This is a genomic window from Actinoplanes sp. NPDC049802 (assembly GCF_040656595.1).
Taxonomy (GTDB): domain Bacteria; phylum Actinomycetota; class Actinomycetes; order Mycobacteriales; family Micromonosporaceae; genus Actinoplanes.
This window is the reverse complement of record NZ_JBFAMR010000101.1, coordinates 1-22480: the sequence shown is the minus strand read 5'-3', so window position 1 is coordinate 22480 and position 22480 is coordinate 1. Positions and strand designations below refer to the sequence as shown.

Sequence of the window (22480 nt, the reverse complement as noted above, 5' to 3'; positions counted from 1 at the left end):
CGTGAGACATGCGGCTCGCCTCCCCTCGGGGTCGGTGGGTCGGGTGCGGTCTGAGCTGGGAAATCCCCCGGATTCATCCGTGGGGATGGCGTTAAATCCGGTTCGGCAGGCGGGTCGCGACGATCGCGCCGACCGCGAGGACCGTGGCTCCGGTGAGCACCGCGGGGACCACGCCGTCGACGAAGTCCTGCGGGCTCGCGAAGCCGCCGTGGCTGCTGAAGACGGAGGAGAGCGCGGCGACGCCGGCCGCGACACCGAATTCGCGGATGGTGTTGTTCGCGCCGGAGGCCACGCCGCGCTGCTGTTCGGTGACGCTGGCCAGGGTGACCGTGCTGATCGGGGCGAAGGTGAGGCCCATGCCGATCCCGGCCAGGACGAACGCGCCGATGAACCGGGTGTAGCCGGCGTCGGTGGTGGTGGCCAGGCCGACCCACAGCAGGCCGGCGGCCAGGAGGATCTGGCCCGCGACGATGAGGTTGCGCATGCCGAGGCGGGCGCCGAAGATGCCGGCCAGCGGCGCGACGACCATCGGGGCGGCGGTCCACGGCAGCGTGCGCAGGCCGGACTCCAGCGGGGTGAGGCCCTGGACCACCTGGAAGTACTGGGCGAGCAGGAAGACCGAGCCGAAGGCGCCCGCCGAGAAGGTCAGGGTCACGACGTTGACCAGGCTGAACGAGCGGGACTTGAACAGGCTCAGCGGGAGCATGGGCGTACGGTTGCGGCTCTGCCAGAAGAGGAACCCGGTGAGCAGCGCGACGCCCGCGCTCAGCATGACCGGCGCCCGGCCGGTGGTCCATCCGTGTTCCGGGCCGTCGACGACGCCCCAGATCAGCAGCAGCATGCCGGAGGCGGACAGCAGCAGGCCGAACGGGTCGAGGCGGCGGGCGCCGCCGTAGGACTCGCCGAGCACCACGGCGGCCAGCACCAGGGCGACGGCGCCGATCGGCACGTTGACCCAGAAGATCCAGTTCCAGGTGAGGCCGTCGACGACCGCGCCGCCGATGACCGGGCCGAGCGCGACGCCGAGTCCGGTGATGCCGCCCCAGATGCCGACCGCGGCGTTGCGCATCCGGTCGGGCACGGCCGCGGCCAGCAGGGTCAGGGACAGTGGCGCGATCAGCGCGCCGCCGATGCCCTGTGCGGCGCGGGAGGCGGTGAGCTGCCACGGCTCGGTGGACAGGGCGGCGGCGGCCGAGGCCAGGGTGAACAGGGCGATGCCGGCCAGGTACATCCGGCGGCGGCCCAGGCGGTCGCCGAGCGCGGCCGCGGTGAGCAGGAAGGCGGCGAACGGCAGCGTGTACGCGTTGACGAACCACTGCAGGTCGGAGATGGAGGCGCCGAGCTCGGTGCGGATGACCGGGAGGGCGGTGCTGACCACGAGGTTGTCGAGCGCGCCCATGAAGGCGGGGATGCCGACGGCGGCGATCACCAGGCCGAGCGGGCGGGTCTTGGTCGTTGGCGCGGTGCCGAGGGTGGCGGTGGGCACGAACTTCCCCCTGAAAGTTGTTATCCACTGATAACTAAGCACGGTAAGCATCGACTGATAACCTGTCAACGTGACCCGGATTCGTCTCACTGCTCAGGAACGCCACGCACAACTGGTGGTCGCCGCCGTGACCGCCTTCGCGCAGGGCGGCTACGCGGGCACCACCACCGATCAGGTGGCCCGCCTCGCCGGTGTCTCACAGCCCTACGTGATCCGCATCTTCGGCTCGAAACAGGAGCTGTTCCTGGCCACGCTGCGCCACGTCAGCGAGCGGATCGAGCAGAAGTGGCGGGCCGCCGCCGAGGTGGAGCCCAGCCTCGCTGGGCTCGGGAAGGCGTACAAGGAACTGCTGGCCGAGCGGGACCTGCTGGCGGTGCTGCTGCACGGATTCGTGGCGGCCGCCGACCCGGCCATCGGCGACGCGGCCCGCGCCTGCTACGGCAACCAGTACGGGGTGGTCCGCGAGCTGACCGGCTGCACCGCCGACGAGGCCCGCGACTTCTTCGCCATGGGCATGCTGATCACCGTCCTCGGCGTGATGCGGGTGATCGGCCCCGGCCAGGTGGAGCCGCTGCCGTGGGCCGCCGAGCTCATCTCCACCCTGCCGGAGGGCGAGGAGAAGACAGGCTGAGCTACATGTTGTGGCGGGTGTAGGCGGGCTGCCGCCAGCCCAGCATCGCCTCGGTCATCCGGATCGCGTCGTGGTTCGCGCGTACGTCGTGGACCCGCATGATCCGGGCGCCCCGCAGGATCGAGAAGACCACCGTCGCGAGCGTGCCCGCCAGCCGCTCCCGCTGCGGCCGGTCCAGAGTCTCGCCGATGAAGTCCTTGTTGCTCAGTGCCGCCAGCATCGGATAGCCGATCGCGGCGATCTCGTCGAGCCGCCGGGTCAGCTCCAGCGAGTGGTGGGTGTTCTTGTTCAGGTCGTGACCCGGGTCGATGATGATCTGGTCCGGGCGGACCCCGCGGGAGAGCGCCAGCTCCACCTTCTCCCGCAGGAACGCGCCCACCTCCGCGGTGACGTCGCCGTACCGTGGGCTGGGGTGCTCGGTGCGTGGCGCGGCCAGGCTGTGGCAGATCACCAGCTGCGCGTCCGTGCCCACCACGGCGTCGGACATCGCCGGGTCACGCAGGCCGGACGTGTCGTTGACGACCCCGGCCCCCGCCTTGATCACCTCGGCGGCCACCTCGGGACGGAACGTGTCGACCGAGACGACGGCCAGGTCACGGGCCGCCGCGACGACCGGCAGCACCCGGTCCAGTTCCTCGGCGACGGTCACCTCCGGGCCGGGTGCGAACGGGACGCCGCCGATGTCGATCCAGTCGGCGCCGTCCGCGGCCGCCGCCCGCACCGCCTCGGTCGCCCTCTCCAGCGCGAACGTCCGGCCCTTGTCGTGGAACGAGTCGGGCGTCCGGTTCACGATCGCCATCAGCACGACCTGCCGGGAGAAGTCGTAGGTCCGGCCGCCGATGACCCGGGCACCGCTGAGTTCGCTCACGGTCGCCGACCCTAACAAAGCCGGCCGGACGTACCCGCCGGTACGCCGTACCCATGATCATGGGTTTTACCGGCCGGAACTTCGCGTCATCCATCACAAACGGAGAGGAATCGACGGGCATCGGAGGGGTAGTCGAAGGGCGTGCGCACCACGACCCTCATCCCCTCGGGAGGAAACCCATGAGTGACGTCTCGCCCGGTGGGCGCGTGCCGGATCCCGCATACCCGGTCGATGTGCCCCCGCAACCGGCGTACGACATGACGCCGCCGGTCACCACACCCCCGCCCCGGCATGTCGCTGAGCAGGCCAGGCAGGCCGCCGGCGACGTCAAGGACACCGCCCGCCACCAGGCCCGGCGTGTCGGCGCCGAGGCCCGCGACCAGGCCCGCACCGTCGCGTCGGAAGTGCGCGGCAAGCTCGGCGAGCAGGCCCGCGCACAGAACAGCCGCCTCGTCGGCAGCATCCGGGAGACCGCCGACCATCTCGACGAGATGCGCGGCGCCCGGCAGGACTCGCCGGCCGCCGCCGTGGTGGCCCGGGTCGCCGAGGGCGGCCGTCAGTTCGCCGACTACCTCGACCGCAACGGCCCGGACGGGGTGCTGCGCGAGGTCGAGGACTTCGCCCGCCGCCGCCCCGGCGCCTTCCTGGCCACCGCCCTGGCGGCCGGCTTCGTGGTGGGCCGGCTCGGCAAGGGCGTCGTCAAGGCCGACTCCGGCGGTGGCGCCGGCAAACCGGCCGACGACACCTACGTGAGCTACCCGGACGAGGAGCAGGAGACCGTCGCCTACGTTCCGGCGGCCACCGGCTCCGGCTACGTCACCCCCGCCACCACCCAGTACACCGCCACCGGCACCGGAACGCCGGCCGTGGTCGACGACGAACCGGGGTACCGGTCATGACCAACTGCACCGAGCGGCACCCGGCCGCAGCCGACGACGGCCTCGCACGCGAGGGCCGGGCGGGCATGACCCAGGAGGCACAGTCATGACCAACTGCACCGAGCGGCACCCGGCCGCAGCCGACGACGGCCTCGCACGCGAGGGCCGGGCGGGCATGACCCAGGAGGCACAGTCATGACGACCCCGTCGCAGACCTCGATCGGCGAGATCATCGGCAACATCAGCGACGACCTCTCCCAGTTGTTCCGGCAGGAGGTCGCGCTCGCCAAGGCGGAGATCCGGCAGGAGGCCGTCAAGGCGGGCAAGGCCGGCGGGATGCTCGGCGGCGCCGCGTTCGCCGGCTACCTGTCCGTGGTGCTGCTCAGCTTCGCGCTGGTCTTCGGCCTCGCCGAGGTCATGGACGCCGGCTGGGCCGCGCTCCTCGTCGCGATCGTCTGGGCGGCGGTCGGTGCGGTGCTCTACAGCACCGGGCGCAAGAAGCTCAAGACCGTGGACCCGGTGCCGCACCGCACCACCGAGACGCTGAAGGAGGACGCCCGATGGCTGAAGAACCCGACCGGCTGAAGCAGGAGATCGAGACGACGCGGGCCACGCTGAGCCGGGACGTCGACCTGCTGGCCGAGAAGACGAGTCCACGACAGGCCGCCAAACGGCGCTGGACCGCGGTGAAGGAGAAGGTCATGGGCACCACCGAGGACACCGGGCACACGGCCCGGGAACAGGCACACCGCATCGGCGACAAGGCGTCCGAGTTGTCGTCCACCGCCGGCGAGAAGGCGAACGCCGCCGCCGGGAAGGTCCGGGAGACGCCGCGGGCCGTCGCCCGGCAGACCCAGGGCAACCCGCTCGCCGCCGGCATCATCGCCTTCGGCGTCGGCATGCTCACCGCCTCGCTGATGCCGGTCACCGACGCCGAGCGCCGGGCCGGGCAGCAGCTCAAGGAGCACGGCGGCGACCTCACCGACAAGGTGAAGGACGTGGCCGGCGACCTCAAGGGCGACCTGGGCGGCACCGTCCGGCACGCCGCCGGCGAGGTGCGCGAGACCGCTGCGGACGCGGCACGTGCCACCGGCGACACGGCCAGGTCCGACGCACGGGACGTACGGCACGCGGCCACCTCGTGACCGGTGGGAGGGGGCGACGGTGTTTGTCCCCTCCCGTTACGGGAATCGGCAGCACCATGAGCAGGAAACTGATCGGCCGGTGAACGACCGGGTCACCGTGGTGGTCGCCACCCGCAACCGGCGCGACCGCCTCTTCGAGACGCTGCCCGAGCACCGGGCCCCGGTCATCCTCGTCGACAACGCCTCCACCGACGGCGGCCCGGACGCGATCAACGACGCGTTTCCGGCGGTCGAGGTGGTCCGGCTCGGCGAGAACCGCGGCGCCGCGGCCCGCAACGAGGGGGTACGCCGGGCGAAGACGCCCTACGTGGCGTTCGCCGACGACGACTCGTACTGGACCGGGGGCTCGCTGGCCCGCGCGGCCGCGGTGTTCGACGCCCACCCTCGGCTCGGCCTGCTCACCGCCACGGTCCTGATCGGCCCGGAGGCACGGCTCGATCCGGTCTCCGAGGCGCAGGCCGCCGCCCCGATCGGCACCCCGCCCGGCGCGCCCGGCCCGTCCGTGCTCGGTTTCCTGTCGTGTGCCGTGGTGGTGCGCCGGGAGGCGTTCCTGCGGGTCGGCGGCTTCGAGCCGCGCCTGTTCGTCTACGGCGAGGAGGAGTTGCTCGCCATGGACCTGGCCGCGGCCGGCTGGTGGCTCTGCTACGAGCCGTCGCTGGTGGTCCGGCACTTCCCGCTGCCGGCCGGCCGGGACGTCTCCGCCCGGCGGCGCATCGAGGCCCGCAACCGGCTGCTCACCGCCGTGCTGCGCCGGCCGCCCGCGGTCGTGGCCCGGACCGCTCTGTCCACGTTGCGGGAGTCACCGCCCGCGGTGTGGGAGGTCGTCCGGTCCCTGCCGTGGGTGCTGCGCCACCGTCGCCGGCTGCCTCCGGAGGTCGAGGCCGCGTACGCCGGATCACGATAGAGGCCCGGCAGCCCGAGTCGCCGGCCGTCACACCGACGAGGCTCCCGTGTGGACTGGCCGGGCGACACGGCTCGCCGGTCTCGGTCACCAGCCGGTGGGCGGGGCCTCCAGGTGGGCCACGGCGGTCACGGTCATCTCGTCGAGGAGTTCGGGGCCGTACCCGAAACCCTGGCCGCTGCCGCGGCGCGGATGCGCGGCGCCGCCGGGCGCGCCGCCGAACACCGCGTTGATCTTGATAGTGCCGGCCGGCAGCTCCCGCCAGGCGCACTGGGCGTTGCTCATGCTCGGGGTCAGCACGGTGGCGGCCAGCCCGTACGGGGAGTCGGCGGCCCTGTCGAGAGCCTCGTCGAAGGAGTCCACCACCAGCACCGGCGCGACCGGCCCGAAGGTCTCCTCGCGCATCACCGGCATGTCGTCGGCGCAGCCGGTCAGCACGGTCGGTGGGTACCAGGCGCCCGGCGCGTCCGGGATGGTCCCGCCGCGGACCAGGGTGGCCCCGTCCCGGACGGCGGCCCGCACCTGCTGATGCACGATGTCGCGCAGCCGCCGGTCGACCAGCGGGCCGATCCGCTTGCCCCAGTCGTCCGCCTCGTCGGCGAGCGCCTCGACGAACGCCCCGGCCACCTCCCGGTGCACGTAGATCCGCTCGACGGCGACGCAGATCTGCCCCGAGTTGGCGAACGCGCCGAGCGCCGCCTGCCCGGCCGCCCACACCGGATCCACGCCGGCGTCCACGATCAGGGGGTCGCTGCCGCCGTTCTCCAGCAGCGCCTTCGCGCCGGTGCGGGCGCAGGCGGCGGCGATCGACCGGCCGGTGGCGGTGGAGCCGACGTGGGCGACCAGGTCGACGGCCCCGCCGGCCAGCGCGGCACCGGCCGGGGCGTCGCCGTGCACCACGTTCAGCACGCCCTCGGGCAGGTGCGGGGCGATCAGCCGGGCCAGCCGCCAGCCGGTGGCCGGGGTGCGCTCGCTCGGCTTGTGCACCACCGTGTTGCCGGTGACCAGGGCGGCGCCGAGCAGTCCGCAGGAGACGGCGACCGGGTCGTTCCACGGGGTGATCACCGCGACCACGCCACGCGGCCGGTGGGCCATCAGGTCGATCGCCCCGGCGTCACCGGCCAGTGAGCGGCCGCGGTGGACGGGACCGAGTTCGGCGTACTGGCGCAGCGTCCCCACCCCGGCCAGGATCGAGTCGCGGGCGCCGTCGACCGGTTTGCCCATCTCGCTCGCCATGATCTCGGCGAGTTCGCCGGCTGCCGCCTCGATCGCGTTCGCGGCGGAGTGCGCGGCGGCGGCCCGGGCGGCCGGGGCGGTGCGGGCCCACTCCGGGGCGGCGTCGCGGGCGGCCCGGACGGCGGCGGCGACGTCGGCCTCGGAGGCGACCGGCACGCGGGTGACCGGGTGTCCGTCGCGTGGGTCGGTGATGGTCAGAGCGCGTCCGCCGGTGCCCGGCGCCCACCTGCCGCCGATGAGCTGTTCCACCTCATGCATGGGGGCAGTCTGCCCACACTGCATCGAATGAAAACGTGACTTACGGCAAACAAACCCGGAGTAAGTGCTGGAAAACGGGGATACCAGGCTTCCGGGGGAAGTTGATGATCATACGAATAAGTGAGAGATCCCGGGGTATGCCGCCCGCCATGCGTGTTCTCGGGATCAACGCGATCTTTCATGATCCATCGGCGGCCGTGATCGTGGACGGGCGCGTGGTGGCCGCCGCCGAGGAGGAGCGGTTCAGCCGCCGCAAACACGGCAAACGGCCGGTGCCGTTCTCCGCCTGGGAGCTGCCGGAACTGTCCGCCGCCTGGTGCCTGGAGAAGGCCGGGCTCCGGCCCGGCGAACTGGACGCGGTCGCCTACTCCTTCGACCCCGGCCTCTGCCGGGACGCCGCCGAACTGGGCCTCGCCGACCCGTGGGACCACCTGCGCGCCGACTACGCCCGGCGGGCCCCGCAGTTCCTGGCGACCGCGCTGCCCGGCCTCGACCCGGAGCAGGTGCGGTTCGTGCCGCACCACGTCGCGCACGCCGCCTCCGCCGGGCTCAGCGTCGAAGAGGACAGTGCCGTCCTGGTGCTCGACGGGCGCGGCGAGTGGGCCAGCCACCTGGCCGGGACGTACCGCGGCGGACGGCTCGACGTGCTGCGCGGCCAGGAACTGCCGCACTCGCTCGGCCTGCTCTACGAAGACCTCACCCGGCACCTCGGCTTCCTGCACTCCAGCGACGAGTACAAGGTGATGGCGCTCGCCTCGTACGGGCAGCCGAAGTATCTCGGCCTGCTCCGCGACCTGGTGCGGGCCACCGGCGACGGCGGATTCACCGTCGAGCGCATCGACTGGGACGCCCTCGCCAAGGCCCGTGCCGCCGACGGCGAGATGACCGAGGCGCACGCCGACCTCGCCGCCAGCGTGCAGAAACGCCTCGAGGAGGTGCTGCTCGACCTGGCCCGGTGGACGTACGAGGCGAGCGGCGGGCTCACCACCCTCACCATGGCCGGCGGCACCGCGCTCAACTGCGTGGCCAACGCGCGGATCGCCGCCGAAGGCCCGTTCCAGCGGGTGTGGGTGCAACCGGCCGCCGGCGACGCCGGCACCGCCCTCGGCGCGGCGCTGGCCGTCAACGGCGAACACCTGCCGTTCACCACGGCCGCCCTCGGCCGCGGCTGGAGCGACGACGAACTGGAGGCCGAGCTGCGCCGGGCCGCCGTGCCGTACACCCGGCCCGCCTCGATCGCGGCCGAGGCCGCCGGGGTGCTCGCCCGCAACGGCATCGTCGCCTGGTACCAGGGCCGCAGCGAATACGGTCCGCGCGCCCTCGGCCACCGGTCGCTGCTCGCCCACCCCGGCGACCGCGACACCCAGACCCGGATGAACGACGTGAAGGGCCGCGAACAGTTCCGGCCGATCGCCCCGATGGTCCGCGCCGAACGGTTCCACGACATCTTCGAAGGCGTCTACCCGAGTCCGTACATGCTGTTCGTGCACCGGGTGAAACCCGAATGGAGGGACCGCATCCCGGCGGTCACCCATGTGGACGGCACCGCACGTGTGCAGACCGTCCATGTCGACGACGAGCCGGCCGTGTCGTCGATGCTGGCGGAGTTCGAACGGCTGACCGGACTACCGGTGGTCGTCAACACGTCGCTCAACACCGCCGGCCGCCCGATGGTCGACACCCCGCGCGAGGCGCTCGAACTGTTCGGGTCCGCGCCGGTGGACCTGCTCGCCCTCGGCCCGTTCGCGGTGCACCGCGCCCAGACCTACCGGAGTGTGGAGTGACGTTCGCCAGCATCGTCGTACCCACCGTGGGACGGGTCAGCCTCGGCGCGCTGCTGGCCGCGCTCGGCCCGCCGCCACCGGACGTGGAACTGCTGATCGTCGACGACCGGGCGGACCGGCGTACCCCACTCGACATCCCGGCCCGGGTGATCCCCGGCCGGGCCGCCGGTCCCGCCGCGGCCCGCAACACCGGCTGGCGGGCCGCGTCCGGCGAGTGGGTGGCGTTCCTCGACGACGACGTGCTGCCCGACCCGGACTGGATCGAACGCCTCACCGAGGACCTGCGCTCGGCCACCCCGGCGGTCGGCGGGGTGCAGGGCGTGGTCCGGGTGCCGCTGCCACCGGACCGGCCGCCCACCGACTGGGAGCGGGTCACCGCCGGCCTCGCCCACGGCGAGTGGATCACCGCGGACATGGCCTACCGCCGCGTCGCGCTGGAGCGGGCCGGCGGCTTCGACGAACGGCTGCCGCGCGCCTTCCGCGAGGACGCCGAACTCGCTCACCGGGTTCGGCGGGCGGGCTTCGAGCTGCGCCGCGGCCGTCGCCGGGTCACTCATCCGGTCCGTCCGGAAAACCGGTGGATCAGCGTACGCGCGCAGCGCGGCAACACCGACGACGCTCTCCTGCGGCGGCTCTACGGGCCACGCTGGCGTGCCGTGCTCGGCGTGCCACCCGGCCGCCGCCGCCGGCATGCCACGGTCACCGCCTGCCTGGCCGCCGCGGTGGGCTGTGCCGCGCTGCGCCTGGCCACCGGGAACCGGACCTGGTCGGTGGCCGCCGCCGTGGCCGCCGCGGGCTGGGCGGCCGGGACCGCCGAATTCGCGGCCGCCCGGATCGTGCCCGGCCCCCGCGATCGCGCCGAGGTCACCGCCATGCTGCTGACCAGCGCCGTCATCCCCCCGGTGGCGGTCGCTCACTGGCTGCGCGGTCACTTCCGCTGGCGCGGCGCCAAGCCACTGCGCCCCACCCCCGCCCCGGACGCGCCGTCCGGGTCCGCGCACGGTGCCGGGTCTGCGCACGGTGCCGGGTCTGCGCACGGTGCCGGGTCCGCGCACAGCGCCGCGCCTGTGGACGGTGCCGCCTCCGCGTCGCCCGCGGGCCCGGCCTCCCGGAGCGCCGGATCGGCGCGGTCGAAGAGGACGGCGCGGGGTGCTGGCGCCACGCCGGGCGGGCACGCCGCGCGGAGCACGCGATGAACGCGCCGCTCTACGACGCGGTGTTGTTCGACCGGGACGGCACGCTCGTCGTCGACGTGCCCTACAACGGAGACCCCTTCAAGGTACGGCCGATGCCCGGCGCCAAGGCCGCTCTCGACCGGTTGCGGGCCGCCGGGCTGCGACTCGGCGTGGTCACCAACCAGTCCGGCGTGGCCCGCGGCCGGTTCACCGCCGACCAGCTGGCCGCCGTCAACGCGCGGGTCGAGGAGCTGCTCGGCCCGTTCGACACCTGGCAGGTGTGCCCGCACGACGACACCGCCGGCTGCCCCTGCCGCAAACCGGCCCCCGGCCTGGTCCTGGCCGCCGCCACCGCGCTCGGCACCACCCCGGAGCGGTGCGTGCTGGTCGGCGACATCGGGCGCGACGTCGAGGCGGCGCTGGCCGCCGGGGCCGCCGGGATCCTGGTGCCGACCGGGGTCACCCTGAACGCCGAGATCGCGGCCGCCCCGTACGGTGCCGCCGACCTGGCCGGGGCCGCCGATCTGATCCTCGACCGGCACCGGCTGCTCCGAGCGGCGCCCCGGCCGGGGAAGGCCGGCACGGTTCTGGCGGTACGGTCCGACTCGGCCGGGGACGTGCTGGTCACCGGGCCGGCGATCCGTGCCCTGGCGGCCGGCGCCGACCGGGTGGTGCTGCTCTGCGGCCCGCGCGGCCGGGAAGCCGCCGAGCTTCTGCCCGGTGTGGACGAGATCGTCGAGTGGCGGCTGCCGTGGATCGACCCGCGTCCGGGGCCGGTCGAGCCGGCCGACGTGCGGGCGCTGACCGAACGGCTGCGGGCGACCGGCGCCGGCGAGGCCGTCGTGTTCACCTCGTTCCATCAGTCGGCGCTGCCGCTGGCACTGCTGCTGCGGATGGCCGGCGTCGACCGGATCACCGCGATCAGCGAGGACTACCCGGGTTCGCTTCTGGACGTTCGGCACCGCGTACCCGATGAACTGCCGGAACCGGAACGTGCCCGCAGCGTCGCGGCAGCCGCGGGTTTCGCCCTCCCGGAGGGAGACGACGGGCGGCTCCGGGTGACCGTTCCGCGGCGCCCGCGCGGCGGCTATCTGGTGGTGCATCCGGGCGCGAGCTGCGAGGCCCGGTCGTGCCCGCCGGAGAACATGCGCGCCATCGTGGCCGCCCTGGCCGGGCAGGGACACCGGGTCGTGGTGACCGGCGGGCCGGGGGAGCGGCACCTGGCGGCCTACGTGGCCGGCGACGACGGGGCGGATCCCGGGCCGATGCCGCTGGCCGAGCTGGCCGCCCTGATCTCCGGCGCCGACTGCCTGATCGTCGCCAACACCGGGCCGGCCCACCTGGCGGCGGCGGTCGGCACCCCGGTGATCAGCCTGTACGCGCCGACCGTTCCCTACGGGCGCTGGGGCCCCTACCGGGTGCCCGCCGTCCGTCTCGGCGACGCCGCCGCGCCCTGCCGGGACACCCGGGCCACCCGGTGCCCGGTCCCCGGCCATCCGTGCCTGACCGGCATCGAACCGCACGACGTGCTGACGGCGGTCCGCCGCCTCGGCATCGCCGAACCCGACCCCGAACACGACGAGGTGGCCGCTTGACTTCTCCCTCAGCTGAAGCAGGGGGATTCCACCCTCGCGGATGGAGCTTTCTGCATCAACGACCCAGCCGACCCGAGTCAACGGCGAGGGGCGTCCTTGGGGTCGCCCATCGGTCTGACGCGATCTCTACAGACGTCACTTCCCGCCGGCCCGGCGGTAGGCCCGGCCTGGCCGGCTCGGGCGCGAAGAAAGCAGCACAGATGTTCGCTTGCGCAACAGTGGCCCCTGCGTACGCCGGATTCGCCTTGACGGCGAACCGGCGCTACCTGCCCTGCCCCGCAGGGAATCCGCTTCCTCCCGGCACTGAAGGGCTGGGCATCCACGGAGGTATTCGGTGAACATCCTGCTCTGGCACGTGCACGGCTCCTGGACGACCTCGTTCGTCCAGGGCAAGCACCGGTATCTGGTGCCGGTCAACCCGGCCCGCGACGAGTGGGGCCGCGGCCGGGCCCGCACCTTCGACTGGCCGGAGACCGTCGAGGAACTGCCGCTCAACGAGATCCGCGACGTGGACGTGGCGATCGCCCAGCGTCCCGGCGAGCTCGACCTGATCCCGCCGCACGTTCCGGTGATCTACGTGGAGCACAACACCCCCAAGGGCGACGTGCCGAACACCCGGCACCCGCTCGCCGACCGCGACGATCTGATCATCGCGCACGTCACCGACTTCAACGACCTGTTCTGGGATTGCGGCGGCACCCGGACCACCGTCATCGAGCACGGCATCGTCGAGCCGGCCGCCCGCTGGACCGGCGAGCTGGACCGGCTGGCGATCGTCACCAACGAGCCGGTACGCCGTGGCCGGGTCACCGGCACCGACCTGTACCCGCGGTTCGCCGCCGTGGCCCCGCTGGACGTCTTCGGCATGGGCGTCGGCGGCCTGCGGGGAGTCACCGCCTTCGAGGACCCGCCCCAGCACCTGATGCACGCCGAGGTCGCCCGCCGCCGCGCCTACCTGCACCTGTGCCGGTGGACGTCACTGGGCCTGAGCCTCATCGAGGCCATGCAGATGGGCATGCCGGTGCTGGCGCTGGCCACCACCGAGGCGATCGCCGCCGTTCCACCGGACGCCGGCGTGCTCGCCACCCGGGCCGACACCCTCGTCGAGGCCGCCCGCCGGCTGCTCGACGAACCGGACGAGGCGGCCCGTCTCGGCGCCCGGGCCCGTCAGGTCGCTCTCGCCAGGTACGGGCTCGACCGCTTCCTCGCCGACTGGGACCGACTGCTGGAGGAGGAAACATGCGGATCGCGATGATCTCCGAACACGCCAGCCCGCTCGCGGCGCTCGGCGGCGTCGACGCGGGCGGGCAGAACTCGCACGTCGCCGAACTCGCCGCCGCCCTCGCCGGGAACGGCCACGAGGTACGCGTCTACACCCGCCGGGACAATCCGGATCTGCCGGCCGTCGTGCCGATGGGGGAGCGGGTCGACGTCGTCCACGTGCCGGCCGGGCCGGCCGGGGTGCTGCCGAAGGACGAGCTGCTGCCGTACATGGGGGCGTTCGCGGAGTGGATGGCGGCGGACTGGCACGACGAGTGGATGCCGGACGTGGCACACGCCCACTTCTGGATGAGCGGGCTCGCCGCCCTCGACGCCGGGCACGCCCTCGGGGTGCCGGTGGTGCAGACCTTCCACGCCCTCGGCACGGTCAAACGCCGCCACCAGGGGGCGGCCGACACCAGCCCGCCCAAGCGGATCGGCTACGAACGGCACATCGGCCGGGCCGCCGACCGGGTGATCGCGCAGTGCCGTGACGAGGTGGAGGAGTTGCTGCGGCTCGGCGTGCCACGGTCCAAGATGTCGCTGGTGCCGTCGGGGGTCAACACCGAACGGTTCTGTGCCCGGGGGCCGGCCGTCCGGCGTACGCCCGGGCTGGCCCGGATCCTCACGGTGGCCCGCCTGGTCGAGCGCAAGGGCATCGAGGACACCATCCGCGCCATGCCGGCCGTGCCCGGCGCCGAACTCGTCGTGGTCGGTGGGCCGCCGGCCGCCGAACTCGACTCCGAGCCGTACGCCCGCCGCCTCCGGGCCCTCGCCGCGCACTGCCGGGTCGCGGACCGGGTCCGGCTGGCCGGCGCGGTACCGGCACACGAGATGCCCGCCTGGTACCGGTCCGCCGACGTGCTCGCCGCCACCCCCTGGTACGAGCCGTTCGGTCTCACCCCGCTCGAGGCGATGGCCTGCGGCGTGCCGGTGGTCGCCACCGCGGTCGGCGGGCTCACCGACACCGTCGTCGACGGTGTCACCGGCGATCTGGTGCCGCCCCGCAACCCGCGCGCCCTGGCCGACGCGCTGCGCCGGCTCGCCGGGAACGAGGTGCGCCGGTACGGCTACGCGGCAGCCGCCGCCGACCGGGCCGCCGCCTCCTACTCGTGGCCGCGCGTCGCCGAGCGCCTGACCGCTGTGTACAGCACCGTCGCGGACCTGGAGGCCGTCGCATGATCGAGCTCCCCCGCCCTCGCACGGCCCTGCCGAAGCCGAAAGGAAGCTCCGCGTGAACCCCATCGATGTTCATCTGACCGGGCTCGTCCAGGCGCTGCTGCCGTACCGGGAACAGGCCGGGCGTCTCGCCCGCTGGGGAGCCGCCCTGGCCGGCCACCTCGCCGGCGGTGGGCGGCTGTTGACCGCCGGTAACGGAGGCAGCGCCGCCGAGGCCCAGCATCTGGCCGCCGAGCTGGTCGGCAAGCTGCGCGAGGACCGTATGCCGCTGTCCGCGATCGCCCTCACCCCGGACTCGTCGGCGGTCACCGCGATCGGCAACGACTACGGCTTCGAGGAGGTGTTCGCCCGCCAGGTCCGCGCGCACGGCCGCCGTGACGACATCCTCATCGTGCTGTCCACCAGCGGCCGCAGCCCGAACCTGGTGAACGCGGTCCGCGCCGCCGAGGAGATCGGCATGCGCACCTGGGCGATGGTCGGGGAGCCGCCGAACCCGCTCGCCGAACTCTGTCACGAGGCGCTGTGCTGCCCGTCGCCGGACAGCCAGGTGGTGCAGGAGCTGCACCTGGTCTCGGTGCATGTGATGTGCGAGTACGTGGACCGGTACCTGCTCCCCTTCGAATCCGGCCACTGTGCCCCGATCGGCGGAGACCGCGTCATCCCTTTCGCCGTGGACCGCGACGAGCTGGAGGAGATGGTCGGCAGATGAGCGAATCGGTCAGCTCAGGTTCGCACTCGTGGCAGCGCCGGAGCGGAGGCGGCGACATGAGCGAACCCGTGACGGCGCCGGAGCACGGCCGCGGCAAGCTGGTGATCGTCGGTGACACCCTGCTCGACCGGGACGTCCACGGCACCGTCACCCGGATCGCCCCGGACGCCCCCGCCCCCGTCCTGGACGAGGAGCGGGCCGAGGAGCGGCCCGGCGGCGCCGGCCTGGCGGCTCTGCTCGCCGCCCGGCGCGGGCACGAGGTGGTGCTGGTCACGGCGCTGGCCGCGGACGCCGCCGGGGCCCGGCTGAGCGAGCTGCTCACGGCCGCCGGCATTCAGGTGTACGCCCTCGAGCTGCCCGGAAGCACTCCCGAGAAGATCCGGCTGCGCGCCGGCGGCCAGGTGCTGCTGCGCCTGGACCGCGGTGGCGCCCCGCAGCCGCCCGGCGACGCCCCCGAGGCCGTGCTGGACGTGCTGCGCGACGCCGGGGCGATCCTGGTCAGCGACTACGGCCGGGGGGTGGCCCGGCATCCGGCGCTGCGGTCCGCCGTCGAGCAGTCGAAGGCCCCGGTGGTGTGGGATCCGCATCCGAACGGTCCACCACCGGTGCCGAACTGCCGTCTCGTGACCCCGAACGAGGCCGAGGCCCGGCGGCTGTCGGGTGACGCCGGGAACGGTTCGGGTCTGGCGACCGCGCAGCGGGCCGGGCACGCGCTGCGGCAGCGCTGGCAGGCCGGCGCGGTAGTGGTGACCCGCGGCGCCGACGGCGCGGTGCTCTGCCAGGGCAGTCCGACGCCACTGGTGATTCCGGTGCCGGCGTCCTCGGGCGGGGACACCTGTGGTGCCGGGGACGCCTTCGCCGCGGCCGCCGCGGTGGCCCTCGCCGAAGGAGCGCTGGTCTCGGAGGCGGTGGGCGCCGCGGTCGCCGCCGCGTCGGGCTATGTGGCCGGGCACGTGGACACCGCGAGGGCTCTGCACGAACCGGACCACGGCGGCGGACCGGACCGGATCGGCGCGGACGACGCCGGCCGCCTCGCCGCCGAGGTCCGCGCCCGCGGCGGCACGGTGGTCGCCACCGGCGGCTGCTTCGATCTGCTGCACACCGGCCACCTGGCCACCTTGCGGGCGGCCCGGGCGCTGGGCGACTGCCTGATCGTCTGTCTCAACAGCGACGCCTCGGTCCGCGGCCTGAAGGGCGAGAACCGTCCGCTGACCGGCCAGGACGACCGCGGCCGCCTGCTCGCCGCGCTGGACTGCGTCGACGCCGTCGTCGTCTTCGACGAGCCGACCCCCGAACCGGTGCTGGCCTGGCTGCGCCCCGACATCTGGGTGAAGGGCGGCGACTACGACACGTTGCCGGAGACCGAGATCGTCCAGCGCTGGGGCGGGCAGACCGTGATCGTCCCGTACCTGGACGGCCGTTCCACCACGAAAACCATCGCCGAAGCACGCAGGAGGTAGCGCATGGAAGCGGTCATCGTCACCGGAGGATCCAGTGGACTGGGCGCGGCGGTCGTCGACGCCGTCGTCAAGGCGGGCGGCCGCCCGTACGTCATCGACCGGCAGCCACCGAAGGACGGCGTCGAGTGGATCGAGTGCGACCTGGCCGACACCCGCGCCGCCGAACGGGCCACCCGTGAGCTGATCGAACGCGCCGGCGGTGGTATCGACGGCGTGGTCACCGCGGCCGGCATGGACGTGCCGGGCGCTCTCGGCGACGTACCCGGCGAGACCTGGGACCGAATCGTCGCCGTCGACCTGCTCGCCACCGCGGCGGTGATCCGTGCCGCGCTGCCCGAACTCAAGCGGTCGCACGGCGGTGTCGTGACGATCTCGTCCACCCTCGGGGTCAAGGCCGTCTCGGACGCCACCGCGTACTGCGCCGCCAAGTTCGGGGTCGTCGGCTTCACCCGCGCGCTGGCCGCCGAACTCGCCGGACAGGTCAACGTGACACTGCTGATCCCCGGCGGCATGCGGACGAGGTTCTTCGACGAACGCGACGACCGGTACAAGCCGAGCCCGGACGCGATCCTCAACGATCCGGCCCACGTGGCCGCCGCGGTCCTGTTCGCGCTCAGCCAGCCGGCCGGCTGTGCGGTCCGGGAGCTCGTCGTGGCGGCGGAGACGGAGAGCTCGTACCCGTGATCCTCGTCCTGCGCGCCCTCGGCGTGGGAGATCTGGCGACCGCGGTGCCCGCCCTGCGCGGGCTCCGCGCCGCCTTCGCCGGCGAGACCCTCGCCCTGGCCGCCCCCGCCTGGCTGACCCCGCTGATCGTCACGATCGGCGGCATCGACCGGATCGTCCCGGCCCGCGAGCTGGAACCCCTGGACGGCGCCCCCGCGATGCCCCGGATCGCGGTCAACCTGCACGGTTCCGGCCCGGAGTCGCATCACCGGCTGACGGCGTTGCGGCCGGGTGCGCTGTGGGCGTTCGCCAGCGCTCCGGCCGGGCATCAGGACGGGCCGGGCTGGCACGACGACGAGCACGAGGTCCGGCGCTGGTGCCGGCTGGTGCGCTACTACGGCGTACCGTGCTCGGAAGAAGATCTTGATCTTGAGCCGCCGGAGGCGGACGTGCCTGCCGGGGTGACCATCCTGCATCCCGGCGCCAAATCCCCGGCCCGGCGCTGGCCTCCGGAGCGCTACGCGGCCGTCGCACGACGGTTGCGCGCGGCGGGCCACCACCCGCTGATCACCGGTTCCGCTGCCGAGCGAGACCTGTGTGTACGGGTGAGCGAGCTGGCCGGTCTCCCGCAAGAGGCGGTTCCCCGCACCGGCCTCGGCGAACTGGCCGCCCTGGTCGCGTCCGCCCGGCTGGTGATCAGCGGCGACACCGGCGTCGCCCACCTCGCCACCGCCTACCGCACCCCCTCCGTGACCCTGTTCGGCCCGGTCTCCCCGGCACGCTGGGGACCGCCGCCGGACCGCCCCTACCACCGCCCGATCTGGCACGGCACCACCAGCGAACGCGGCGACCTGCCCGGACCGGTCCACCCCGCCCTGCTCGCCATCACCGCCGACGAGGTCCTCACCGCCGCCGACGAGGTGCGGAATGCGGCTGCGGCGCGCTGACCCGCGTGAACCCGGCCTGTCCCGGCGCCGCTCTGGGAAGGGCTTCACCTACCTGGACACCACCGGCGAGCCACTGCGCGACCCGGAAACCGTCGAACGCGTGAAAGCCCTGGTCATCCCGCCCGCGTGGCGGCAGGTGTGGATCAGCCCGGACCCGCGCGGCCACATCCAGGCCACCGGGACCGACGCGGCCGGGCGCAAGCAGTACCTCTACCACCCGGCGTGGCGGGAACAACAGGACCGGGTCAAGTTCGACCACGCCCTCGAGGTGGGCGCCCGGCTGCCCGAGGTCCGCGACCGTCTCCGCGCCGACCTCACCGGACGCGGCCTGAACCGGGAGCGGGTGCTGGCCGCCATCGTCAGCCTGCTCGACATGGGCATGTTCCGGGTCGGCGGCGAGGAGTCGGCCGCCCGCGAGGAGGACCCGTCGTACGGGCTGTCCACGTTGCGGCCCTCGCACGTGCGCACCAAGGGCGGCTGTGTGCTGCTGGAGTTCCGCGGCAAGTCCGGCGTCGAACACGGGGCCACCGTCGGCGACGGCGAGGTGTGCGCGGTGCTGCGCGACCTGAGACGGCGCCGCCGCGGCGAACAGCGGCTGTTCGCCTACTGGGACGCCGGCCGCCGCCGCTGGCAGGAGATCCGCGCCGACACCGTCAACGACTACCTGCGCGAGATCAGCGGCGAACAGATGACCGCCAAGGACTTCCGCACCTGGCACGGCACCGTACAGGCGGCCGCCGCCCTGGCCGAAGAGGGCCCGCAGCCGACCGCCACGAAACGCAGGAAGGCCGTCTCGAAGGCCATGAAGGAGGTGGCCGGCCTGCTCGGCAACACCCCGACGGTGGCCCGCAACTCCTACGTCGACCCCCGGGTCATCGAATCCTACGAGCAGGGCGAGGTCATCGACCCCGACGCGAAGGAGACCGAGGCCGAAGTCCTCGACCTGCTCACCGACGACTCTGCTTGACTGCTGGGGTGAGCGACTGGGAAGTGCGGCTGATCGGATCCGACGGGCTCACCACCGCGGAGACCGCCGGCGTGGTGGCGCTGCTGCGCGCCCTGGTCGCCGACGGCGCCGCCCTCGGCTGGACCGGCCCACCGCCGCCCGCCGAGGTGGAGGCCCTGCTGGCGGCCCTGATCGCCGCCGTCCCGGCCGGTGACGTCGCCCTCGCCGTGGCGTTCGCGGGGCAGAAGGCGGCCGGGTTCGGCTACTGGCGCCGCCACCACCGGCCGACCCACCGGCCCCACGCCGACCTGGAGAGACTCGCCGTCGACCCGGACCGGCAGGGCACCGGACTGGGCCGCACCCTGCTCACCACCCTGATCGCGGCCGCCCTCCGCCACCGGATCGAGGTCCTCACCCTCGACCTGCGCGCCGACAACACCCGGGCGGCGGCCCTCTGCAAGAAGATGGGCTTCCACCAGTACGGGCGCCTCGACCGCTTCGTGGCCGTCGGCGACGCCCGCTACGACGAACTCCTCTACGCCCTCGACCTCCGGGAACTCCGCGGCCCCGCGGCCGGATGACCGGACGTGCACGCGCGGTCAGCCCGGGGTGGTGGCGATCAGCACGTGCGCGACCGTCCGCCACCCCAGCGTCGGATAGAAGCGCTGCCCGTCCGCGCTGGCGATCAGCAGGCCGTGGCGGGCGCCGGCCGCCACCGACTCGGCCACGAGCGCGCCCATCACGACACCGGCCAGACCGCGCCGCCGATGGGCGACGACCGTCTCGATACGGTCGGCGACCGCGTCCGTGCCGGACAACCCGACCGTGCCGCGCGCGGCCACCTCACCCGACTCGTGGAACACCGTCGCCGTCACCACCCCGCCCGCCCGGACCGTCTCCACCCGGTATCCGGCCGACGGCTCCCGTCCCGGATGCTCCCGCAGGTCGATCGCCATCATCGCCTCGGACCCGCGCAACAGCACCAGCCCGGCCGCCTCCAGCGCCGCCCCGGTCCCGGCCGCGTCACCGGTCGGAACGGTCAGCCAGGTGACCGCCCGCTCCGCCTCGACCCGCCGGGCCAGCGCACCCAGCGTGGCCGGATCCGTGTCGAGGGCCACGTATTCGACGTCGCGGCTCGGCTGCCGGCAGAACGACCGCAGTCCACCCTCGACCTCCTCCGCCGCGGGAAGCGACCGGGCGACCGCCCAGCCGCGCTGCCACCGGACAGCTGTCTCACGCAGATCACTCACCCCACCAGTAGATCATTAAGACGGGCCGATGCCCCGGCGGCGTTCAGCGGCGCCCGCTACCAGTCCATCCACTCGTCCAAGCTCGGTCTTCGCAGGTAGGGAGGTTCCTCGAAATCGATCGCGGTGAGCCACCGGGTCTCCGGCAGCGCCTGATGGCCGAGTCTTCGCAGCTCCCGCACCACGGCCGGGATGTGCAGAGCGCCGAAGACGACGGCGACCTCCATGTCCTCCGCCGCGAACTCGCCGTCGATCTCCCGGATCACACCGAGCAGCAGGCCGTCGCGTTCGGTCAGGATGATGCGGTTGAGGTCCTCGTCGGCGAACCGTGGGCGGCTCTCGTCGGTGAGATCCAGCGCCGACAACCCGTCGACGAAGTCGGATCCGGCCAGCGCCATCCGCACCGCCAGGATCGGCGTCATCACGATCAGGTCCGGCCACGCCTCCCGCGGCATGCGACGGTCCGGCTGCACCTCCGGCCCCAGGTGCGCGTCCGGGAAGACGACCGGCACGCCCAGAGCGCCGTAGTCGATGTCCTGATGCACCAGATCCCGCCCCGCCCGCTGCCGTGTCCAGCGCATCGCGGTGACGTAGGCGAGCCCGGTCGAGCTGGGCCCGTCGTACTGTTCGGCGACGACCGCCTGGCATGAGCGCAACCGCTGCCAGATCGCCCAGTAGTAGTCCGGATGCCCCATGTGGATCGTCGGGATCAGCACCCAGCGGATACCCCCGCCGGGCCGCCGCAGCACGCTGATCGAGGTCCGGTAGCCGGCGTCGCTCATCTCCGTCAGCCGCATCCCGCCAGCGTAGGAACACCGGGCCATACCCGGCGGCGTGCCTGCCGGTCCGGGCGGCCGGCTGGCCGGGCAGCCCAGGGACGACCAGGCCGTCTCGTCCCGGCCCTCCAGGAGGCGATGTCATGTCCATGGTCGCCACGACGTCAGCCGCGCCGGGCGTCGATCAGCGTCCGCGCCGAGTGGGCGACGAAAGCGCCGTGCTCACGGATGTGCGCGTCCAGCCTCCACAACGGCTCGCGGTACTCCTCGACGGTGAAACCGGGCACCCACCACACGCACTTGCGCAGGATCCAGACGACCGCGCCGATGTCGAGGAACTCCATCCGGCAGCGGGCCGTCCGCAAGTCCACGATCTCCAGCCCGGCCGCCTTCGCCGCCGCCGCCTCGGTCTGCGGATCACGGGCGAGGCTCGTCCTCGGCAGCGGCCCGAGAAACCACTCGATCAGCTCGAACGCCGACGCCGGGCCGACATGCTGCGCCAGATAGCCGCCACCCGGCGTCAGCACCCGGGCGATCTCCGGCCAGTCCGGCCGAACCGGATGGCGGCTGCTGACCAGCTCGAACGCACCGTCCTCGAACGGCAGCGGCTCACCCGGCGGCACCTCGGCGACGGTCACGCCACGCGGCGCCAGCAGTCGGCGGGCGCGTTCGGCGTTCGGCGGCCACCCCTCGGTGACGGCCATCCGCGGCGGCAGCACCGGCATCCCGCCGATGATCTCCCCGCCGCCGGTGTCCACATCCAGCGCCGAAGCGACTCCGGCGAGGCGGTCCGCGAGCAGCCGCGCATATCCCCACGGCGGCCGCTGTTCGCGGGCTCGACCGTCCAGCCAGCCGAAACCCCAGCCGGTGACGTCCGCGGCAGAACCTTCAGAGACCAATTCCTCAAACGTACGCACGACGCGCTCCCCACCAGGCCGAACCGCAGTCTGCCCGCCCCGCCGGTGGGCACGCATCCCGTTTCGCCGGAGCCGGCCGCAGTCACGGTCAGTCCCCGCAGGTGGGAGCACATCGGGGCTCTGGCCGCAGTCACGGTCACGGTCCGTTCCGCGGTGGGATCCGCACACCGTTCCGTGACGCTGCCCGCGAGCCGATCTCAGCCCGGCGGCCGCGCCGCGGGCCGGTGTGGCAGGTGGCCGCGCCGAGCCGGCGGGGCGGTCCTGGTCGCTGGTGACGGTTTCGCGCGTACCAGAAACGGCTTTCGATTCTGATAGAACCTTCGGCTTAACGCCATCCCCACGGATGAATCCGGGGGATTTCCCAGCTCAGACCGCACCCGACCCACCGACCCCGAGGGGAGGCGAGCCGCATGTCTCAC

At 73.5% G+C, this 22480-nt stretch carries 22 protein-coding genes; 16 read left to right on the top strand and 6 right to left on the bottom strand.

Annotation, left to right across the window (positions count from 1 at the left end; translation table 11 throughout):
• Positions 1 to 91: 91 nt before the first annotated feature.
• Positions 92 to 1486, bottom strand: coding sequence for an MFS transporter (locus AB0I88_RS37495; protein ID WP_361036269.1), 1395 nt, complete (start codon positions 1484 to 1486; stop codon positions 92 to 94).
• A gap of 70 nt (positions 1487 to 1556) precedes the next feature.
• Here AB0I88_RS37495 and AB0I88_RS37490 point away from each other — a divergent pair, with 70 nt between their 5' ends.
• Positions 1557 to 2117: a TetR/AcrR family transcriptional regulator gene (locus AB0I88_RS37490; RefSeq protein WP_361036265.1), complete on the top strand. Its 561-nt coding sequence runs from the start codon at positions 1557 to 1559 to the stop codon at positions 2115 to 2117.
• Position 2118: 1 nt separating this feature from the next.
• On the opposite strand, the gene folP is transcribed toward AB0I88_RS37490, so the two are convergent.
• On the bottom strand, positions 2119 to 2985 hold the full coding sequence (gene folP, locus AB0I88_RS37485) for a dihydropteroate synthase (protein ID WP_361036262.1): 867 nt from the start codon (positions 2983 to 2985) through the stop codon (positions 2119 to 2121).
• A 179-nt stretch (positions 2986 to 3164) separates the two neighbouring features.
• Here folP and AB0I88_RS37480 point away from each other — a divergent pair, with 179 nt between their 5' ends.
• From AB0I88_RS37480 to AB0I88_RS37465, 4 genes are all read left to right on the top strand, one after another.
• Complete coding sequence (locus AB0I88_RS37480; RefSeq protein ID WP_361036259.1) at positions 3165 to 3884, top strand: hypothetical protein; 720 nt, start codon at positions 3165 to 3167, stop codon at positions 3882 to 3884.
• 174 nt (positions 3885 to 4058) lie between these two features.
• Complete coding sequence (locus AB0I88_RS37475; RefSeq protein WP_361036256.1) at positions 4059 to 4448, top strand: phage holin family protein; 390 nt, start codon at positions 4059 to 4061, stop codon at positions 4446 to 4448.
• Positions 4424 to 5008, top strand: a complete 585-nt coding sequence (locus tag AB0I88_RS37470; protein ID WP_361036253.1) for a DUF3618 domain-containing protein — start codon at positions 4424 to 4426, stop codon at positions 5006 to 5008. The genes AB0I88_RS37475 and AB0I88_RS37470 overlap by 25 nt, the downstream gene beginning before the upstream one ends.
• A gap of 79 nt (positions 5009 to 5087) precedes the next feature.
• Entirely contained in the window at positions 5088 to 5912 is an 825-nt protein-coding gene (locus tag AB0I88_RS37465; RefSeq protein WP_361036250.1) for a glycosyltransferase, read from the top strand.
• Positions 5913 to 5996: 84 nt separating this feature from the next.
• Here the strand turns inward: AB0I88_RS37465 and AB0I88_RS37460 are convergent, their stop codons facing one another.
• Positions 5997 to 7403: an aldehyde dehydrogenase family protein gene (locus tag AB0I88_RS37460; RefSeq protein WP_361036247.1), complete on the bottom strand. Its 1407-nt coding sequence runs from the start codon at positions 7401 to 7403 to the stop codon at positions 5997 to 5999.
• A 149-nt stretch (positions 7404 to 7552) separates the two neighbouring features.
• On the opposite strand from AB0I88_RS37460, the gene AB0I88_RS37455 reads away from it, so the two are divergent.
• From AB0I88_RS37455 to AB0I88_RS37405, 11 genes are all read left to right on the top strand, one after another.
• Positions 7553 to 9187 (top strand): carbamoyltransferase C-terminal domain-containing protein, encoded by a 1635-nt coding sequence (locus AB0I88_RS37455; protein ID WP_361036244.1) that lies wholly within the window; start codon positions 7553 to 7555, stop codon positions 9185 to 9187.
• Entirely contained in the window at positions 9184 to 10383 is a 1200-nt protein-coding gene (locus AB0I88_RS37450; protein WP_361036241.1) for a glycosyltransferase, read from the top strand. Before AB0I88_RS37455 ends, AB0I88_RS37450 begins: the two co-directional genes overlap by 4 nt.
• Positions 10380 to 11957, top strand: a complete 1578-nt coding sequence (locus tag AB0I88_RS37445; RefSeq protein WP_361036238.1) for an HAD-IIIA family hydrolase — start codon at positions 10380 to 10382, stop codon at positions 11955 to 11957. The genes AB0I88_RS37450 and AB0I88_RS37445 overlap by 4 nt, the downstream gene beginning before the upstream one ends.
• Positions 11958 to 12291: 334 nt before the next feature.
• Positions 12292 to 13212 (top strand): glycosyltransferase, encoded by a 921-nt coding sequence (locus tag AB0I88_RS37440; protein WP_361036235.1) that lies wholly within the window; start codon positions 12292 to 12294, stop codon positions 13210 to 13212.
• Positions 13197 to 14399, top strand: a complete 1203-nt coding sequence (locus AB0I88_RS37435; protein ID WP_361036232.1) for a glycosyltransferase — start codon at positions 13197 to 13199, stop codon at positions 14397 to 14399. The genes AB0I88_RS37440 and AB0I88_RS37435 overlap by 16 nt, the downstream gene beginning before the upstream one ends.
• Positions 14400 to 14451: 52 nt before the next feature.
• Complete coding sequence (locus AB0I88_RS37430; protein ID WP_361036229.1) at positions 14452 to 15105, top strand: SIS domain-containing protein; 654 nt, start codon at positions 14452 to 14454, stop codon at positions 15103 to 15105.
• 56 nt (positions 15106 to 15161) lie between these two features.
• Positions 15162 to 16565 (top strand): PfkB family carbohydrate kinase, encoded by a 1404-nt coding sequence (locus AB0I88_RS37425; RefSeq protein ID WP_361036226.1) that lies wholly within the window; start codon positions 15162 to 15164, stop codon positions 16563 to 16565.
• A gap of 3 nt (positions 16566 to 16568) precedes the next feature.
• On the top strand, positions 16569 to 17249 hold the full coding sequence (locus tag AB0I88_RS37420; protein WP_361036223.1) for an SDR family oxidoreductase: 681 nt from the start codon (positions 16569 to 16571) through the stop codon (positions 17247 to 17249).
• On the top strand, positions 17246 to 18175 hold the full coding sequence (locus AB0I88_RS37415) for a glycosyltransferase family 9 protein (RefSeq protein WP_361036220.1): 930 nt from the start codon (positions 17246 to 17248) through the stop codon (positions 18173 to 18175). Before AB0I88_RS37420 ends, AB0I88_RS37415 begins: the two co-directional genes overlap by 4 nt.
• Complete coding sequence (locus AB0I88_RS37410) at positions 18156 to 19142, top strand: DNA topoisomerase IB (protein ID WP_361036217.1); 987 nt, start codon at positions 18156 to 18158, stop codon at positions 19140 to 19142. The genes AB0I88_RS37415 and AB0I88_RS37410 overlap by 20 nt, the downstream gene beginning before the upstream one ends.
• An 8-nt stretch (positions 19143 to 19150) precedes the next feature.
• Complete coding sequence (locus tag AB0I88_RS37405; protein ID WP_361036214.1) at positions 19151 to 19702, top strand: GNAT family N-acetyltransferase; 552 nt, start codon at positions 19151 to 19153, stop codon at positions 19700 to 19702.
• Between the two features lie 18 nt (positions 19703 to 19720).
• Here AB0I88_RS37405 and AB0I88_RS37400 read toward each other — a convergent pair whose 3' ends face one another.
• From AB0I88_RS37400 to AB0I88_RS37390, 3 genes are all read right to left on the bottom strand, one after another.
• Positions 19721 to 20371 carry a GNAT family N-acetyltransferase gene (locus AB0I88_RS37400; protein ID WP_361036211.1) on the bottom strand — a complete coding sequence of 217 codons (651 nt, stop codon included), beginning with the start codon at positions 20369 to 20371 and terminating at the stop codon, positions 19721 to 19723.
• Between the two features lie 56 nt (positions 20372 to 20427).
• Positions 20428 to 21165, bottom strand: a complete 738-nt coding sequence (locus AB0I88_RS37395) for a hypothetical protein (RefSeq protein WP_361036208.1) — start codon at positions 21163 to 21165, stop codon at positions 20428 to 20430.
• 143 nt (positions 21166 to 21308) lie between these two features.
• Positions 21309 to 22061 carry an SAM-dependent methyltransferase gene (locus AB0I88_RS37390; protein WP_361036205.1) on the bottom strand — a complete coding sequence of 251 codons (753 nt, stop codon included), beginning with the start codon at positions 22059 to 22061 and terminating at the stop codon, positions 21309 to 21311.
• Between the last annotated feature and the right edge of the window lie 419 nt (positions 22062 to 22480).

Bases quoted from the DNA above. Each gene is read 5' to 3' on its own strand.
- AB0I88_RS37480 (WP_361036259.1), top strand. From the start codon at position 3,165: ATGAGTGACGTCTCGCCCGGTGGGCGCGTGCCGGATCCCGCATACCCG.
- AB0I88_RS37475 (WP_361036256.1), top strand. From the start codon at position 4,059: ATGACGACCCCGTCGCAGACCTCGATCGGCGAGATCATCGGCAACATC.
- AB0I88_RS37470 (WP_361036253.1), top strand. From the start codon at position 4,424: ATGGCTGAAGAACCCGACCGGCTGAAGCAGGAGATCGAGACGACGCGG.
- AB0I88_RS37460 (WP_361036247.1), bottom strand. From the start codon at position 7,403: ATGCATGAGGTGGAACAGCTCATCGGCGGCAGGTGGGCGCCGGGCACC.
- AB0I88_RS37455 (WP_361036244.1), top strand. From the start codon at position 7,553: ATGCGTGTTCTCGGGATCAACGCGATCTTTCATGATCCATCGGCGGCC.
- AB0I88_RS37445 (WP_361036238.1), top strand. From the start codon at position 10,380: ATGAACGCGCCGCTCTACGACGCGGTGTTGTTCGACCGGGACGGCACG.
- AB0I88_RS37435 (WP_361036232.1), top strand. From the start codon at position 13,197: ATGCGGATCGCGATGATCTCCGAACACGCCAGCCCGCTCGCGGCGCTC.
- AB0I88_RS37425 (WP_361036226.1), top strand. From the start codon at position 15,162: ATGAGCGAACCCGTGACGGCGCCGGAGCACGGCCGCGGCAAGCTGGTG.
- AB0I88_RS37420 (WP_361036223.1), top strand. From the start codon at position 16,569: ATGGAAGCGGTCATCGTCACCGGAGGATCCAGTGGACTGGGCGCGGCG.
- AB0I88_RS37410 (WP_361036217.1), top strand. From the start codon at position 18,156: ATGCGGCTGCGGCGCGCTGACCCGCGTGAACCCGGCCTGTCCCGGCGC.
- AB0I88_RS37395 (WP_361036208.1), bottom strand. From the start codon at position 21,165: ATGCGGCTGACGGAGATGAGCGACGCCGGCTACCGGACCTCGATCAGC.